The organism is Streptomyces sp. NPDC102451 (assembly GCF_044765485.1).
Classification (GTDB): domain Bacteria; phylum Actinomycetota; class Actinomycetes; order Streptomycetales; family Streptomycetaceae; genus Streptomyces.
In genome coordinates this window covers 39156-55337 of record NZ_JBIWKD010000017.1, presented here as the reverse complement: position 1 = coordinate 55337, position 16182 = coordinate 39156, and the positions used below count along the sequence as shown (strand labels likewise).

The window sequence follows — 16182 nt, the reverse complement described above, 5'->3', positions numbered from 1 at the left end:
CTTCACAGCGCCGGGTCTGCGCGTCGAAGGCCAGGGAGGGCGGAGGGGGTTGCCCAGCCGCGCAGTACTGCATCAACCGTCGACCGGAACGCGGTCTCCGCTGCGGTGCTGTCGAGGCTCCCGGCGAGTTCGAGGGTCACGACGGCCGGCCGCCGGACATCACCGACGACATGCTGCACACCGTGCTGCGACGCCGCGCCGGACCCGGCCTCGCTCACCCTGACCGAGCGTCACTCTGATCACAGAGAGCTACGTTTCGCTTCGTCGTAGCCTCGGGTGAACGGGGCCGAGGCCGTGCGACGTGGCCGGCGTTCAGTTCCACGTGGCTGCCGGTGAAGCGGGTTCGCATGCGGCGGTCGTGGGTGACGACGACGACCGCGCCTTGGTAGCAGGCCAGGGCTCCTTCCAGTTCTTCGACCAGGACGGGGGAGAGATGGTTGGTGGGCTCGTCCAGCAGCAACAGGTCGATGGGTTCGCTGACGAGGCGGGCCAGTTCGATCCGGCGTCTTTGTCCATAGGACAGTTCGCTCACTTTCAGGCGCAGGTCGGCAGGGCTGAACAGGCCGAGGGACAACAGATGGTCGATGCGCTCGTCCGGTTCGCCTCCGCGGCCGTGGACGAACGCCTGTGGGACGGTCAGGCCAGGAGGCCACGGTGTCTCCTCCTGTCTCAGGTGCCCGACTCGGCCCCGCGTGCGCACCGTCCCCTCATCGGGCTGCAGCTCACCCGCCAGCACGCGCAGGAGCGTCGTCTTGCCGGCCCCGTTGGGCCCGGTGACCAACAGCCGCTCGTCGCCGCCGATCCGCAGCGAGGGTACGTGCAGCCGGTCCTCGACACGGATGCCGGTGAGTTCCGCCGCGGCCTGCGACGTCTGACCGTCGGCGGTGGTCATCCGTGCGGCGAAGACCAGCGGTTCGGGCGGTGGCGCGGCAGGGTTGTCCGTCAGCCGTTCGACACGTTCCTTCGCATTGCGGATACGGACCATCGCACCGTGACCACGGCCGCGGGCACGGAAGCCGCCGTGGCCGAACACGGCGAACGGCAGCTTGCGAGGGACCGCCTCCAGCCGTGCCACGTTCGTGGCGGCCAACTTCTGGCTGCGGGCCAGCTCCGCGCACCAGTCCGCGTACTGCTGCAGGCGGCGCCGTCGCTCAGCGGCCTTGGCGGCAAGGTAGCCGTTGTAGCCGTCGCCGTGACGCGTCACCTTGCCTTCGCCGACCTCCAGGATCGTGGTGGTGACCCGTTCCAGGAACACCCGGTCATGGGTGACTGCGAGCACCGTGCCGTGATGCGCCCGCAGGTGTGCCTCCAGCCAGCCCACCGCCCGGTCGTCCAGATCGTTGGTCGGCTCGTCCAGCAGGAGCAGCTCCGGCCGGGACGCCAAGGTCGCGGCCAGCGCCAGCCGTGATCGCTCACCGCCCGAGAGCGTGCCCAGGGCCCGATCACGAGCCAGACCCGGCAGGCCGAGCCCGTGCAGGGCGATGTCCACCCGGGCGTCGGCTTCGTAGCCGGCGCGCGCCTCGTACTGGGCGACCAGGCGGGCGTAGGTGTCCAGCGCGGCGGCGAGCTCCGCCCCCGCCAGGCCCGTGAGTCCGGCTTCGGCGTGGTGCGTCCGCGCTTCGAGTTCACGCAGGTCGGCAAGTGCCATGTCCACTGCGTCCTGGACGGTGGCCTCGGGGGGCAGGGCCAACGACTGGGCCAGATAGCCCGAGCCGCCTGGTGCGATCACGGTCAGTTCGCCGTTGTCGGGCCGGTCCTGCCCAGCGATCAGTCGCAGCAGGGTGGATTTTCCGGCTCCGTTGTCGCCGATGATGCCGGCCCTCTCGCCCGGCTTGATGCTGAAGGACACGTCGTCCAGCACGACGTGGTCGTCGTAGCGGCGGGTGACGTTCTGAAGAGATAGTTGTGCGGTAAGCATGGAATCCCCTGTTCTCGGCCGGGCCGATCGGCACGGGTGGACGGACGCATCCGCGCACGCCGGAAACACTCCGCGGCACGCCGGACGGACGGCATCACGGGAGGGACGGAAGCACGGATGGGAGCGCGCGACGACGGAGCCGAGCTCAACGCGGCCGCACGGGGACTATCACAGAGAACCCATGCGCAGCACCGTAGGCGGGGAGTCCGTGGGGCTGCAAGCCGTTTTCTTCGGTGAGGTGGCAGAAGCCCACCGGCTTGGGAGCAGCGCGATCAGCGTCAGCCGCGTGGGCGCCGTCACCACCCCGTCCGCCGCGGGCCCGGAGCCCATGGACCTGGTCGCGCCCAGCCGTCGGCAGGCTTTGATCAACTTCCGTGAGCCGTACTCCGCCCCGCGGCCCGGAATGGAGAAGCACGCCGCGGACGCCGCGGGGCGGCGATCAGCGCGTCCCTGCCCTCCTGCGCCGATTTCCCCGCCGGCCGGGCCCGTCCGAGCCGCTGGCAGTCAGAGACCGGCTGTGACCGTGGCTCGCCGATGGCCTGGGGGCAACTTCGGTGCTCGGCCTCAGGCGGGAAACGTCATGGGCGCAGGGTGCGGTGGCGGGCAAGGTCTCAGCAACGCGGCGATGCCTTCCCGGTTGTCGGGCAGTCCGGCCGCGCGGAACCACAGCGTGTTCCCGCCGATGCCGCCTGTCGCCTCGTCGGTGTCCACGAAGGCCCGCAACAGGTCGCGTTGGGCGGAAGAGAGCGGGCGGGCCGGGTCGTAGCCACCGGCAAAGGCTCTGAGGAGGATCGGCCCGCGTTCGAAGTCGACGAACGACGTGTCCTCCGCGGCCACGATGGCGACCGCCACCGGTGCCACCTCCTCGAAGGTTTCGGCCAAGGCGAGCGCGCAGCGCAGCACGGTGAACCGGAACCACCCGTCGAGCCCGGGCAGCGGCTCGGGAAACCAGCCGTCCGTCGTCCGCGGGTCCCGCAGGGCGTCGAGGAGGACGGCGAGAGCGCGCGGCCGGTCGGCAGGGGCGGGACCGAGCGCGGCGCAGACCCGTACAGCTGGGTCGGAGTCGGCGAGCAGGTCGGAGATGTCCGCCCCCCACACGCCGAGCGCCCTCGCCATACTCGCTCGCTCCCGTCGCCCTGCCACGGCGCCCAGCCGTGCCCGCAGCAGCGTGGCGGCCCGCGGCACCCGGTCGGCGAGTCCTGGGGCCAGGAGGAGCGGCATGGCGGCGCCGAGCGCGGCCTCTCGGATGTGGGGATCGGGAGAGGAGAGGAACGGCTCGACGGCGTCGTACAGGTCGGGGCGTATCTCCCGGCACTCGTGCAGTGCAGCGAGCTCGACCGGGTCGCGCTCACGCCGCGCCACGTCGTCCCAGGGCGCCCACAGCCAGTCGGTTCGGGCGCGCACCGGATCCTCCCCATAGGCGGCCGACTCGGCGACCTGCCCCAGCCAGTCGAGCAGGGCGGCCCGCAAACTGCGCGACGGTCCGTCGTCCCACGGGAAGTGCCCCTCGTGCTCGGCGAGGCTTATGGGGTGGTCGAGGATCGCGGCGACGAACAGCGCCGCGGGCGCGGTGACGGTGTACAGCGAGCCCTGGTGCAGCACGCCCATGTCCAACGCGGCCAACGCCTCGGACCGAACCTCGGGATCTTCGTCCACGAGGGAGCACAGAGAGACTGGTATGTCCTCGGCGGAGCCGTAGGCGTGCCGCAGGGACCCCCAGTTCGTTCCCCCCAGCAGTTCTCGGGCCGCCGCCGGCAGCCCGCTCAGGATCCGCGTCATGCGGGCACTCTCGCCATCCGTCATGCCCGCACTCTGCCAGCACCCACCGACAACGCCCCGGCCCGGCGCATCTCGGACACCCACCGCGCCGAGCATGGAACCCCGATCACCGCCGCCCACCTGGGAAGCCGCATGGGTGTCGCCCTGCCAGTGGCCACCGCCGCTCTCGCTCAATTCTGAGCCCCGGCCCTCACCGGCCTCATCCCCTCGCTGAACCCCACGCCCGCCCATGGGCCTGGTTCGTCATGCGCCGAGCAGCACCAACACGCCTTCCAGTTCTGCTGGTTGCTGCTCGGGGCCACCCACCCGAACAGAAGGGACACGCCCCGAATGGTCACCCTGGCCCTGCGCCACGTGGCAAGCCCCGCCGTACGGGACCTGCTCCACCTCGTCAACCACCCCGACTTCGACCGCGCACAACAGCAGATCGAACACCTCGGCGGCTGCACCGAACCCATCCGCCTGACCGGCCACAGCACCACCGTCGACACCACGACCGGCGAAGTGCTGCGCTCCTACACATCCTCCGCCGAGCCGACGGGCAGCCTGCTCACCACGTGCGGCAACCGCCGCTCCTCCCGCTGCCCGGCCTGCTCCCGCCGCTACGCCGCCGACACCTACCACCTCATCCGCGCCGGCCTCACCGGCGGCAAGACCGTGCCCGACACCGTCCGCACCCACCCCCGCGTCTTCGCCACCCTCACCCCACCGTCCTTCGGCTCCGTCCACAACCGCCTCACCACCCCCTGCGGCGACATCCGGCCCTGCCGCTGCCGCAAGCTCCACGAACCCACGGACGCTCTGATCGGGACGCCGCTGAATCCCGCGACGTACGACTACGCGGGCGCGGTCCTCTTCAACGCCCACGCCGGAGCCTTGTGGGCACGCTTCACCACCTACCTGCGCCGCGAACTTGCCGCCGGGCTCGGCATGACCCAGAAGGCCGCCCACGGGGTCCTGCGAGTCTCCTTCGCCAAGGTCGCCGAGTACCAGAAGCGCGGCCTGGTCCACTTCCACGCCGTGATCCGCCTCGACGGCCCGGACGGCACCAGTCAACCCCCGCCGCCGTACGCCACCGTCGCCGTGCTCACCGACGCCGTCCGTGCGGCCGCCTCGCGGGTCCGCATCACGGTCGAGTCGGACGCGGTCGGGGAACGCGAACTCACCTGGGGCGAACAGCTCGACGTACGCGAGATCACGGCCTTCGGCGCCGACGCCGAGTTCACCGACCAGGCCGTGGCCGCATACGTGGCCAAGTCCGCCGACGTCTCCGGCACCCTCGACCGAGCGCTGTTCTGCCGCCCCTGCCAGGACGCGGAGCCACCCTCCTGCCCCACGGAACCCCGCTCCCCTGCACCGCCTGCGACGGAACCGGACAGGCCCGCCCCCTGCCCCGCCTCTCGGTCGCCCGGCATGTACGGCAGATGATCCGCACCTGCTGGGAGCTGGGCAGGCTACCCGAGTTCGCCCACCTGAAGCTCTGGAAATGGGCTCACATGCTCGGCTTTCGGGGCCACTTCTCCACCAAGTCCCGCTCCTACTCCACCACTCTCGGCGCGCTGCGCGACGCCCGCCGCGCCTGGCGCACAGAACAGGCCCGTATCCATGCTGGCCTGCCCGAGCACGACCCGGACACCACGCTCGTCCTCGGCCACTGGGCCTACATCGGCACCGGCTACAGCCCCGGCGCCGCACTCCTCGCCGCCGCCGTCTGGCACCGCAGAGAACTCGCACGGCAGTTCATCGCGGAAGGGAGCTGCTGCTGACCGCACCTGCCCCGGTCACGCCCCGCCAGCCGGTGAGTACACCGAAGGAACTGCTGACGGTGCCACAGGTCATGGCTCGCCTCCAGCTCGGCCGCTCCGCCGTCTACGACCTGCTCCGCACCCGCCAGCTCGCCTCGCTCACCCTCGGCCGCGCCCGCCGCATCCCCACCCACGCCCTCAGCAACTTCATCCGCACCCGCCTCGACCAGGAAGCCGCGTAATGACCACGCCCCAGCAGCCCCTCCCGCCGCGTGCGTGCCAACGGCGACGGGACCGTCTATCAGCGCAAGGACAGCCGGTGGGAGGCCGCCGGATACGTCCTCGCCCCCGGCAGCACCCGCCGGCGTGTCCGTGTCTACGGCACTACCCGCAAGGAAGCGCTGGCCAAGCTCACCGAGAAGATCGCCGCCAGCAACCGTGGTGTCCCCGCTCCGTCCGCGCAGGGCAGCCTGGCTACGTACCTGACGTACTGGCTTCAGAACGTCGCCGTCCATCAGCTCCGCGAGAACACCCACACCCGCTACACCGCCGTCGCACGGCTATACTTCATCCCCGGCCTCGGCAAGAAGAAGCTCGCAAAGCTCACCGCCAAGGATGTCCGCACCTGGCTCAACCAGCTCCGCACCACCTGCCAGTGCTGCACCCGAGGCCTCGACACCGCTCGCGATGAGCCCCTCTGCTGTGGCGCCGGAAAGTGCTGTTCCAAGCGGCTCTCGCCCCTGACCCTGGCCTACGTGCACTCAGTCCTCAAGTCCGCCCTGGAGCACGCCGTGCGTGAGGAGGAGATCCCGCGCAACGTCGCCCGCAACGTCCGCACCGGCACACCCCGCCCCCGCCGCTTCGAACCCCTCACCGCCAACGAAGCGCGCGCATTCCTGGCCTCCGCCAACGGCCACCGGTTGCAGCCACTGTTCGAACTCGCTTTGCACACCGGGCTCCGCAAGGGCGAACTCCTCGGCCTGCACTGGGGAGACCTCGACCTCACCGGTGGCACCGCCAGCATCCGACGCACCCTCCAGGGCACCAACACCGCCGGTCTAACCGCCCTCCCGACCAAGACCCAGAGCTCCGAACGGCGCATCGCCCTGCCGACGCCATGCCTGCGCTCTCTCGAACAGCACCGCAACCTCGGCCACGCCCACATCGGCGTCACCGCCACCGTGTACGCCCACGTCCGACTCCGCCTCCAGCGCGACGCCATCGACCTTCTTGGCAACGCCCTCCGCAACTCCGCCGAGACCACAGGCAAGCCCGACGACGGCGACGAATCACCCCTCTGTGCCGCACCCGTCCGCTGACGTTGCCGTCAACTGCTGCCGTCAGAGACACCGCCGGGTCCTATCGGATTTCTATGAGATAGGACCCCGCGGTGTATCCCAGGACTCCTGTCCGTCGTTTTTACTCGGCACCTAAAGGACATCTTCGCCATCCAAAAGACATCACCGCCGAGAGGCTTCGACGAGCTCGAGAGCTGTTTTCTTATTGATTCTCCAGTCGCCCCCAAGCGAAGATCCGATAAGTGGAATCACCGCTCCGAGATAGCGTTCGTTGAATCGACTGAAAGATCCCGAATGTTTTTCGATCGGACGCCGCGGCGACTACACCGATCGTTACACCTGACTGGCCATACTATCGCAACCCTAATTCGCGCCAAAAATATCATCCAACCTTGACGGCCAATCAGCATTCGCAAGCTCCGCCGCGATAAGCAGGTCTCGCCAATCGGTCTCCATCAGCTCAATCGCGCCGAGAAGTTTGTCCACACTCCCGTCCGCCAAAATTACGACTGCGGCCGTTATCTTTTCCTCCGCAGCTTCATGAAACACCCTGACCTCGGCCTCTTCCAGCAGGGAGGAAACCGAAGTCGCTTCAGCCCCGTACTGCCCTTCGAGCCTAGCGGCAATGCGACTTGTGATCACCGTGGATCCTCCGCAACTGGACGACGAGCCAACTATCTTGTACACCTACCCCCTGAGTCACCCCTGCGGAGGAAGCAAATAGTCTCCGCTCCGCGTGTAACCCGCCTCACTAAACTGCCTTAGCTCCCTGGCGAATACAGTTGGACGTCCCCCCACGGTCAGATTCCCTTCCACCGGCGAGGCGACATACACCGGCTTGCGAGCCTCGATTACCCCCTGAATCCATCGATCATTGTCCTCGACGGAAGTCCATTTACCTGGCGGGAGATCAAGCACTTCGGGGCGTCATATTGCTCGCGCGCACGCCTCCAAAGTCAGCAAGTGGCGAGATCTACGCGGAATTCACGCATTAGTCCCAAAATCGAATCCAGGAAGGCGTGATCAAGAGATTCTTGCGACGCGTGAAAGTTTCGCCAAACAATCCTCGCCGGAGGGCCCTCGCCGAAACTCGAAGAAATACAGTCCGCGAGAGCGTCGAGATTCGATCCAAAGTACCCACCCGGCCCGTTGACCGCCTCACCCAACGCACAGTAGAACCCCGACTTCGTGGAAATTTGCCCACCGTCCAAATGGACAACCTCCTCCACTCCATAGCGAGCAGCCCTACGGTTCGATGCAAACCAGGAATTCTGAACGACGTGCAGCCATGCACTCTGACAGTTCGCCGGCCACCGAACCCATTCACCCTCCTCCAGGGCGATCCCTGATGCCCAACGCGACCAAACCCTCTCAGCTTCGGGATACTCGCAGCGATTACCAAAAACCCGGTAAGCGACTCTCGAAATACTTCCGCCTGGCTCCTCTACGGCCGTATCGCCGAGTACAACCCGCCCAATGAAGTACTCACCAATCTTCTCCCGTTGACGATTCATGACCGCCATCACTGCATCTTCGACCCTCCGCCTACCCTTCTCGACCTCATGGGCCCTCAGAAAGACAACTTCCGGTGCCTCTTCTTCCGGGTCGACAAAAAAACCCTCTACTCCTTCAGCGGCAACAAGCACCCCCCCGGACTCTTCATCCGATACCACGTACAGCGGAAAATCCACCTTTCCCGCTACCGGCAGTTCGCCAGCCATGTCTAATCCCCAAACCGGAACTGGTGCAGCGACAATCAAGTCGCTGCACCAGTTAACCAATAGAGCTACTAATTCCACCCCGAGTCAGGGAAATGGGGTGCACTGAAGCGTTGAATCTTCGTGTAATGCGTGGACGTCCACCCATATACCTTGACGCCGTTCGGCAGCTCCTTCTCCAGGATTCTGTCAGTTTCCGGCCTGCCCGGCACGCGGTACTCCTTGGATCCTGCCCACCACGAGTGTTCACGTCCCCCGTACGTGTCGTGCGATGGAATCCGCCCTGCCTTCACGTCGTCGTAGGCTGAAGCGATCTTGTTATTCATCCCCCTGGGCAGGGGATCCGACAGCTTCCCATTGGGGCAGTTGCTGTTGTGAACCAAGACCGGCGTCTGACCAGCGAGCACATAGTACGTGTGGAGCTCGTGGACGGTGAAGTTGTAGGTTTTGGTGTGCTTGATGAAGGACTTGTTCCCGGTGATCTCGACTGTTGCGCCGGTATCGGTCCGCAGCGTCGTTCCTGGGGACTGTAAAACGATCTCGTTTGACAGACCCTCCTGCGATCAGGCTGTAACCGCTCGTTCGACCAACGCCAGCGCCCGCTGCGGGAGTTCTCCGCGGTCTTCCTCGGCACCACTCAGCCACCGGACGCGCGGGTCGCGCCGGAACCATGAGTCCTGGCGGCGCGCGAAGCGTTTGGTGGCGCGTACGGTCTCGGTGCGCGCCTCGTCCTCGGTGCACTCCCCCGCGAGCGCCGCGAGCACCTGCTGGTAGCCCAGCGCCCGCGAGGCGGTGCGCCCCTCGCGCAGGCCCCGGGTCTCCAGGTCGCGCACCTCGTCCACGAGCCCGGCCTCCCACATCCGGTCCACGCGGGTACGGATCCGTTCGTCGAGTTCGGGGCGACCGACGTCGACACCGATCTGCAGGGCGTCGTAGACCGCTTCCCCGGTGGGGAGGTTGGCCGTGAAGGGCTTGCCGGTGATCTCGATGACCTCCAGGGCGCGCACGATCCGGCGGCCGTTCCCGGCCAGGATGGCGCGGGCGGCCTCGGGGTCCTCGGCGGCGAGCCGGGCGTGCAGGGCGCCGGAGCCGTGCTCCGTGAGCTCCTGTTCGAGCCGGGCGCGTACGTCGGGGTCCGTCCCGGGGAAGTCGAGGGCGTCGACGGCGCCCTTCACGTAGAGACCCGAACCGCCCACCAGGACGGGGGTACGCCCTTCGGCCAGCAGCCGGTCGATCTCGGTTCGGGCGAGCCTCTGGTACTCGGCGACGCTCGCGGCCTCGGTGACGTCCCAGATGTCCAGGAGGTGGTGCGGAACGCCGGCCCGCTCCGGGAGCGTCAGCTTCGCCGTGCCGATGTCCATGCCGCGGTAGAGCTGCATGGAGTCGGCGTTGACCACTTCACCGCCGAGCTGCTGGGCGAGGAACACTCCCAGATCGGACTTTCCGGCTGCGGTGGGACCGACGACGGTGATGACGCGGGGGGTGGGAGCTGGTCTTCTCACCGGGACAGTCTCCCAAACTTCGGGTCCTCCCCCGACCGGACGGGACCGGAGCGGGTAGGGGCGGACCGGAGGAGGCCGCGTCGCCCTCCGGTCCCCCAGGTACGGACGGACACGGCGAGTAACGCGAGTTTGCTCACAGACGGGTAAAATGTGACCACAGTCCCCCAGCACGGAAGGTGACCCATGGGTTTCCTGGACAACCTGAAGGCCAAGCTGGCCCCGGCCAAGGAGAAGGTCGGCGACCTCGCGCAGCAGCACGGGGGCAAGATCGACCAGGGCCTCGACAAGGCTGCCCGTACGGTCGACGAGAAGACCAAGGGCAAGTACAGCGACAAGATCGTGTCCGGCACGCAGAAGGCCAAGGACGCGGTCGACCGCCTGGGCCAGAAGAACGAGGGCGGCACACCGCCGCCGCCGCCCGCATCCTGACCCGGGTCGCAGCGGAATCGAGGGCCGTGGAGCGAAGTCGCTCCACGGCCCTCGTGCGTGCCGGTGGCCGGATCAGAACCAGGCGGCGACGACGTACCCCACGCCGTACGGGGCGTCCTCGTACAGCAGCCGCCCGTCGAGGCCCGCGCCCTGGGCCGCGCCCGCGAGCACCTGCCAGGGCGCCCGGCCCGCCGCCTTCAGTTCGTACGCGAGCGACTCGTCCAGAGCGCTCAGCGCGGCCACGTCGGCTGCGCCCAGCGCGCGTGCCGCCGCCGCGTCGAAGTCCGCCGCCCGCTCGTCCAGGTAGCCGGGCGCCTTGACCGTACGGCAGGCACTGCCGTCGCCCATGACCAGCAGGGCCACCCGCTCCGCCCCGGCCGCCAGGTCCGCTCCTGCCCGCAGGCAGCGGTCGGCGGCGAGGGACTCGTCCACGCCGAGCCCTTCGACCGGGGCGCCGTCCCACCGGGTGCGGCCCAGCAGCCAGGCGCCGACGGCGAGGGACGCGGGGAGCGGGCGCTGCGGCGCGGCGGACCCGGCGGGCGGCTCGCCCAGCCGCACGGTCAGGCCGACGCCGAATCCGGCGAAGGATCCGGCCGATCCCGGGGGGAACGGGCCGCGGCCGGCCGGTTCGGCGGGGCCGGTCACGACCAGCAGATCCGGTTGCGCGGCGGCGAGCACGCCGACCGCGTCGAGGCACGCGTTCCTCGCGGCGTCGAGCTCGGGCCCGGCTCCCGCGGCCACCTCGGGGACCAGGATCGGCGGGCAGGGGCAGACGGCTGCGGCGACAAGCATGCCGGTCAGCGTACTCAGGCCGGCCGGTCTCAGTCGCAGCCGCACCCCGGGGTGGCGGCCACGGGCAGCGGGGCGGGCGCGCCGATCCCGGGCAGTCCCAGCATGACTCCGGCGGGCTGGGCGGCGGGAGCCGCGGTGCGCTTCTCCCAGGCATCCCCGGACCGTGTGCGCCGGACACCCAGGGGGGTGCCCTCGGCGAGCAGGTGGTGCGGGGCGGCGTAGCTGATCTCGACCGTCACCACGTCGCCGGGGCGTACGTCCTGGGAGGGCTTGGTGAAGTGGACCAGACGGTTGTCGGGGGCGCGGCCGGAGAGCCGGTGGGTGGCGCCGTCCTTGCGGCCCTCGCCCTCCGCGACCATGACGTCCAGGGTGCGGCCGACCTGCTTCTTGTTCTCGTCCCAGGAGATCTGCTCCTGGAGGGCGGACAGGCGCATGTAGCGCTCCTGGACGACCTCCTTGGGGATCTGCCCCTCCATGTCGGCGGCGGGTGTCCCGGGGCGCTTGGAGTACTGGAAGGTGAAGGCGTTCGCGAAGCGGGCCTCGCGCACGGCGTGCATGGTCTGCTCGAAGTCCTCCTCGGTCTCCCCGGGGAAGCCGACGATGATGTCGGTGGAGATGGCGGCGTCCGGCATGGCGGCGCGCACCTTCTCGATGATCCCGAGGAAGCGCTCCTGGCGGTACGAGCGGCGCATGGCCTTGAGGACCGTGTCCGAGCCCGACTGCATCGGCATGTGCAGCTGGGGCATCACGTTCGGGGTCTCGGCCATCGCCGCGATCACGTCGTCGGTGAAGTCGCGCGGGTGGGGCGAGGTGAAGCGGACGCGCTCCAGGCCCTCGATCGTGCCGCAGGCACGCAGCAGCTTGGAGAAGGCCTCGCGGTCGCCGATGTCGGAACCGTAGGCGTTGACGTTCTGGCCGAGCAGGGTGATCTCGCTGACGCCCTCGGCGACCAGCGCCTCGATCTCGGCCAGGATGTCGCCGGTGCGGCGGTCCTTCTCCTTGCCGCGCAGTGCCGGGACGATACAGAAGGTGCAGGTGTTGTTGCAGCCGACGGAGATCGACACCCAGGCGGCGTACGCGGACTCACGGCGGGTGGGCAGCGTCGAGGGGAACGCCTCCAGGGACTCCGCGATCTCGACCTGCGCCTCCTCCTGGACCCGCGCGCGCTCCAGTAGCACCGGCAGCTTGCCGATGTTGTGCGTACCGAAGACGACGTCCACCCAGGGGGCGCGCCGCACGATGGTGTCGCGGTCCTTCTGCGCCAGACAGCCGCCGACGGCGATCTGCATCCCGGGGCGCTTGGTCTTCATGGGGGCGAGGCGGCCGAGGTTGCCGTAGAGCTTGTTGTCGGCGTTCTCACGCACCGCGCAGGTGTTGAAGACGACGACGTCGGCGTCACCGTCGGAGCCGTCGGGTGCGCGCACGTATCCGGCGTCCTCCAGGAGCCCCGACAAGCGTTCGGAGTCGTGGACGTTCATCTGGCACCCGTAAGTGCGTACCTCGTAGCTCTTCTGGACGTCCACTGCTTCGCTCCGGTTGCCGCTGGTCATGGGACAAGGGTAGGCGGTGACCGCGCCTCTCCCGCCGCCGGAGCCCGTGCCCCGGGTCCGGCCTGGCCAGGACGGGGCACGGCCTGGCAGGATCGCGCCATGCTGCACGCACTGTCCCGGTTCGGCCGACGACGCACCCTTCTGGGGGGCGCCGCCGCCCTTGTCGTGCTCGGGCTGCTGCTGTGGTGGGTGCTGCCGCTCGGCGAGGAGGAGCCCAGCGGTTCGCTCACGTTCTCCACGGGCGTACGGAGCGGGGTCTACCAGCGCTACGGGCAGCGGCTCGAGGGTGCGCTGGCCAAGGACATGCCCAAGGTGTCGATACGGCTGCAGACCAGCGAGGGCTCGCAGCAGAACATCGAACGGGTCGCGACGGGGAAGGCCGACTTCACCATCGCCACCGCCGACGCGGTCGCCACCTATCTGCAGAGCGGGAAACCGGGGGCCGGGCGGCTGCGCGGCTGCGTCCGGCTGTACGACGACTACATCCAGCTGGTCGTGCCCCGGGACTCCGGGATCCGCAAGGTCTCCGACCTGCGGGGCAAGCGGGTCGGAGTGGGGCAGAAGGGGTCGGGGGTGCTCCTCGTCGCGGACCGGCTGATGAGGGCGGCGGGCGTCGATCCGGCCACGGACATCACTCCCGTCCAGGCGGGGATCGACACGATGCCGGCGAGGCTGGCGGACGACCGGCTGGACGCGTTCTTCTGGTCCGGCGGGCTGCCGACCGCCGCCGTGCAGAGCCTCTCGGAGAAGTTCGCGATCCGGCTGGTGCCGCTGGAGGACGCGCTGGTCTCCGAGCTCCAGGCCGTCGGCGGGTCCACGCGCTACTACCGCTCGGCCGTGATGCCGGCCGACGCCTACCCGCAGGCGCAGCAGGGGCAGGCCGTGCCGACGGTCGCGGTCTCCAACCTGCTGATCACCACGGACCGTACGGATCCGCTGACGACCGAGGCGTTCACCCGGACCGTGATCGACAGCCGGGACCGGATCGGCCGCGAGGTGCACTCGGCGCAGCTGGTGGACCTGCGGACGGCCATCTACACCGATCCGCTGCCGCTGCACGAGGGCGCCAGGCGCTACTACCGCTCGGCCAAGCCCTGACGGTCCGGTGCCGGGCTCAGGCGTGCGGCGGGTTGCGCGGCACGGTGACCGTCACCCGCAGGCCGTGCGGTTCGTGCGTCCCGTAGCGGATCGATCCGCCGCCCGCGGCGAGCAGGGCACGCGAGATGGACAGGCCGAGACCGGATCCCTTGATGTTCTGGTGGCGCCCGCTGCGCCAGAAGCGGTCGCCGACGCGTTCCAGCTCCTGTTCGGTCAGGCCGGGCCCCCGGTCGGCGACGACGACCGTGGCGCTTTCGCCCTCGGAGCCCGCCGTGACCCGGACCTCCTGGCCCTCGGGGGTGAATTTGAGCGCGTTGTCGATGACGGCGTCCAGTGCGCTGGAGAGGGCGATCGGGTCCGCCCAGCCGGTCACCGCCGGAGCCCCGTCCAGCGTCAGCCGTACGCCCTTCTCCTCGGCCAGCGGACGCCATGAGGCGACCCGTTCACCGGCGAGCGCGGCGATGTCCGTGAGCTGGAGATCCGCCTCGGTGTGCTCGGCCAGCGCCAGGTCCAGCAGGTCGTCGAGGACCTGGGCGAGCCGCTTGCCCTCCGTGCGGACCGAGGCGATCTCCTCGTTGCCCTCGGGCAGTTCGAGGGCGAGGAGCTCGATCCGGAGCAGCAGCGCGGCCAGCGGGTTGCGCAACTGGTGCGAGGCGTCGGCGACGAAGGCACGCTGCTGCTCCAGCACGTCCTCGACGTTGTCGGCCATCTCGTTGAACGAGCGGGCGAGCCTGCGGAGTTCGGGCGGTCCGCCGGACGCGGCGACCCGGGACCTCATCCGGCCGCTGGCGATGTCGTGGGTCGCCGCGTCCAGGACCCTGACCGGCAGGAGCACCCATCCGGTGAGCCGGAACGCGGCGCCGACCGCCACCAGCATGGCCAGGGCCTCGCCGAGGGCGATGAGCAGCCAGCCGCGCAGGGTCCTGGACCGCATGTCGCCGGTGGGCGAGTCGGTCACGACGACGGCGACGACGTCCCCGTCGCGTACGACCGGGGAGGCGACGACGATCCGGCCGTCCTGCCAGGGCCAGACCTGGGACGGGTCGTGGGAGCGGCGGCCGAGGAGGGCTTCCTTGAAGGCCTCCCGGCCCTCTCCCTCGACGGGCAGGGTCCAGGAGCCGGGGGCCTTGGCGAGGGCCCTGTCGTCGCGGTAGAAGACTCCGGCCCGGATCCCGTACACCGAGTCGTAGGCCTCGAGCTCGGTCTGCAGGATCCGCTGCCGTTCGTCGGTGCCCCGGACGGGTTCGTCGACGAACTGGGCCAGCGCGCCGAAGCGCGCCGTGTCGTCGATCCGGTCGATGACGACCCGCTGCTGTTCGGCGGCGGCCACGCGTACGGCCAGCGGGAAGCCCAGGGCGAGCAGTACGGCGGCCATCAGGACGATGAGCAGGGGGAGCAGCCTGGTGCGCACGGGGGCGTACGTCCTCAGGCCGACGGAGCGACGAGCCGGTAGCCCACGCCTCGCACGGTCTCGACCAGTGCGGGGAGCCGCAGCTTGGAGCGGAGCGACGCGACGTGCACCTCCAGGGTGCGTCCCGTTCCCTCCCAGCTCGTCCGCCACACCTCGCTGATGATCTGCTCCCGGCGGAAGACCACACCGGGACGCTGGGCGAGCAGCGCGAGCAGGTCGAACTCCTTGCGGGTGAGCTGGACCTCCTGGCCGTCGACGCTGACCCTGCGGGTGGGCAGCTCGATGTGGACCGGGCCGAGCCGCAGGACCGCGAGCGGGGTCGGCCCGGTGTCCTCACCGGTCGCCCTGCGCCGGGCCACGGCGTGGATGCGGGCCAGCAGTTCACCGGTGTCGTACGGCTTCACGACGTAGTCGTCGGCGCCGAGGTTGAGGCCGTGGATCCTGGAGCGGACGTCGGACCGCGCGGTCACCATGATGACCGGGATCGCCGAGCGCTTGCGGATCTTCCCGCACACCTCGTAGCCGTCCTGGTCGGGCAGCCCGAGGTCCAGGAGCACGACCCCGAAGGGCTCCTTCTCGGCCGGCAGCAGCGCCTGCAGGGCCTCCTCGCCGCTGCGGGCGTGCACGACCTGGAAGCCGTGGCGTGAGAGCACGGCGGACAGGGCGGCGGCGACGTGGTCGTCGTCCTCGACGAGCAGCAGTCTCATGGCCCCCCTCTCCCTCATGTTCTTCCCGGGTCTTCCCGTGATCCTCGCGGCGACAGGGAACCGTGCGTGACGGTCCACCGGTGTTCCGTCCGGCGAACCTTTCCGTACCGCGGCGATTCATGTCATTCCCGTACCAGGGCATCCACGCCGATGACGGGTACGTCAGTCAAGCCCCCACCGGTTACCACCAGGTTTCCGTTACCCACCCGGTACGCCGCCGAGCGCCCCGTGGCGT

Annotated in this window: 14 protein-coding genes and 1 pseudogene; 5 read left to right on the top strand and 10 right to left on the bottom strand. The window is 69.4% G+C overall.

The window, feature by feature from the left end; all coding sequences use genetic code 11:
• Nucleotides 1–214: 214 nt before the first annotated feature.
• Together ACIRD8_RS29700 and ACIRD8_RS29695 are read right to left on the bottom strand one after the other, a co-directional pair.
• Complete coding sequence (locus tag ACIRD8_RS29700) at nucleotides 215–1918, bottom strand: TlrC/CarA/OleB/SrmB family ABC-F type ribosomal protection protein (protein WP_403998167.1); 1704 nt, start codon at nucleotides 1916–1918, stop codon at nucleotides 215–217.
• A gap of 564 nt (nucleotides 1919–2482) precedes the next feature.
• Nucleotides 2483–3697 carry a hypothetical protein gene (locus tag ACIRD8_RS29695; RefSeq protein WP_403998164.1) on the bottom strand — a complete coding sequence of 405 codons (1215 nt, stop codon included), beginning with the start codon at nucleotides 3695–3697 and terminating at the stop codon, nucleotides 2483–2485.
• 330 nt (nucleotides 3698–4027) lie between these two features.
• On the opposite strand from ACIRD8_RS29695, the pseudogene ACIRD8_RS29690 reads away from it, so the two are divergent.
• The 3 genes and pseudogenes from ACIRD8_RS29690 to ACIRD8_RS29680 all read left to right on the top strand — a co-directional run bounded on the left by ACIRD8_RS29690 (nucleotide 4028) and on the right by ACIRD8_RS29680 (nucleotide 6761).
• Nucleotides 4028–5463 (top strand): annotated as a pseudogene (locus ACIRD8_RS29690) (replication initiator).
• Between the two features lie 32 nt (nucleotides 5464–5495).
• Nucleotides 5496–5684, top strand: coding sequence for a helix-turn-helix domain-containing protein (locus ACIRD8_RS29685; RefSeq protein WP_403998161.1), 189 nt, complete (start codon nucleotides 5496–5498; stop codon nucleotides 5682–5684).
• Nucleotides 5685–5714: 30 nt separating this feature from the next.
• Nucleotides 5715–6761, top strand: a complete 1047-nt coding sequence (locus tag ACIRD8_RS29680) for a tyrosine-type recombinase/integrase (RefSeq protein ID WP_403998158.1) — start codon at nucleotides 5715–5717, stop codon at nucleotides 6759–6761.
• A gap of 342 nt (nucleotides 6762–7103) precedes the next feature.
• On the opposite strand, the gene ACIRD8_RS29675 is transcribed toward ACIRD8_RS29680, so the two are convergent.
• From ACIRD8_RS29675 to miaA, 4 genes are all read right to left on the bottom strand, one after another.
• Nucleotides 7104–7382 (bottom strand): hypothetical protein, encoded by a 279-nt coding sequence (locus tag ACIRD8_RS29675; protein WP_403998155.1) that lies wholly within the window; start codon nucleotides 7380–7382, stop codon nucleotides 7104–7106.
• A gap of 314 nt (nucleotides 7383–7696) precedes the next feature.
• Complete coding sequence (locus ACIRD8_RS29670; RefSeq protein ID WP_403998152.1) at nucleotides 7697–8461, bottom strand: barstar family protein; 765 nt, start codon at nucleotides 8459–8461, stop codon at nucleotides 7697–7699.
• A gap of 68 nt (nucleotides 8462–8529) precedes the next feature.
• Nucleotides 8530–8919 carry a hypothetical protein gene (locus ACIRD8_RS29665; protein ID WP_403998418.1) on the bottom strand — a complete coding sequence of 130 codons (390 nt, stop codon included), beginning with the start codon at nucleotides 8917–8919 and terminating at the stop codon, nucleotides 8530–8532.
• 102 nt (nucleotides 8920–9021) lie between these two features.
• Nucleotides 9022–9960, bottom strand: coding sequence for a tRNA (adenosine(37)-N6)-dimethylallyltransferase MiaA (gene miaA / locus ACIRD8_RS29660; RefSeq protein ID WP_403998149.1), 939 nt, complete (start codon nucleotides 9958–9960; stop codon nucleotides 9022–9024).
• 183 nt (nucleotides 9961–10143) lie between these two features.
• On the opposite strand from miaA, the gene ACIRD8_RS29655 reads away from it, so the two are divergent.
• The gene (locus tag ACIRD8_RS29655) at nucleotides 10144–10389 is read left to right on the top strand and encodes an antitoxin (RefSeq protein ID WP_403998147.1); all 246 of its coding nucleotides are present in this window, start codon (nucleotides 10144–10146) and stop codon (nucleotides 10387–10389) included.
• A gap of 72 nt (nucleotides 10390–10461) precedes the next feature.
• On the opposite strand, the gene ACIRD8_RS29650 is transcribed toward ACIRD8_RS29655, so the two are convergent.
• Both ACIRD8_RS29650 and miaB read right to left on the bottom strand, forming a co-directional pair.
• Entirely contained in the window at nucleotides 10462–11181 is a 720-nt protein-coding gene (locus ACIRD8_RS29650) for a class III extradiol dioxygenase subunit B-like domain-containing protein (RefSeq protein ID WP_403998144.1), read from the bottom strand.
• Between the two features lie 29 nt (nucleotides 11182–11210).
• A complete protein-coding gene (miaB, locus tag ACIRD8_RS29645) occupies nucleotides 11211–12731 on the bottom strand; it encodes a tRNA (N6-isopentenyl adenosine(37)-C2)-methylthiotransferase MiaB (protein ID WP_403998141.1) in 1521 nt (506 codons plus the stop codon).
• A gap of 99 nt (nucleotides 12732–12830) precedes the next feature.
• Between miaB and ACIRD8_RS29640 the strand changes: the two genes are divergently transcribed.
• Entirely contained in the window at nucleotides 12831–13829 is a 999-nt protein-coding gene (locus ACIRD8_RS29640; protein ID WP_403998138.1) for a TAXI family TRAP transporter solute-binding subunit, read from the top strand.
• A 16-nt stretch (nucleotides 13830–13845) separates the two neighbouring features.
• On the opposite strand, the gene ACIRD8_RS29635 is transcribed toward ACIRD8_RS29640, so the two are convergent.
• Both ACIRD8_RS29635 and ACIRD8_RS29630 read right to left on the bottom strand, forming a co-directional pair.
• Nucleotides 13846–15240 (bottom strand): ATP-binding protein, encoded by a 1395-nt coding sequence (locus tag ACIRD8_RS29635; RefSeq protein WP_403998135.1) that lies wholly within the window; start codon nucleotides 15238–15240, stop codon nucleotides 13846–13848.
• 14 nt (nucleotides 15241–15254) lie between these two features.
• Nucleotides 15255–15947 carry a response regulator transcription factor gene (locus tag ACIRD8_RS29630; protein WP_403998133.1) on the bottom strand — a complete coding sequence of 231 codons (693 nt, stop codon included), beginning with the start codon at nucleotides 15945–15947 and terminating at the stop codon, nucleotides 15255–15257.
• Nucleotides 15948–16182: the final 235 nt, after the last annotated feature.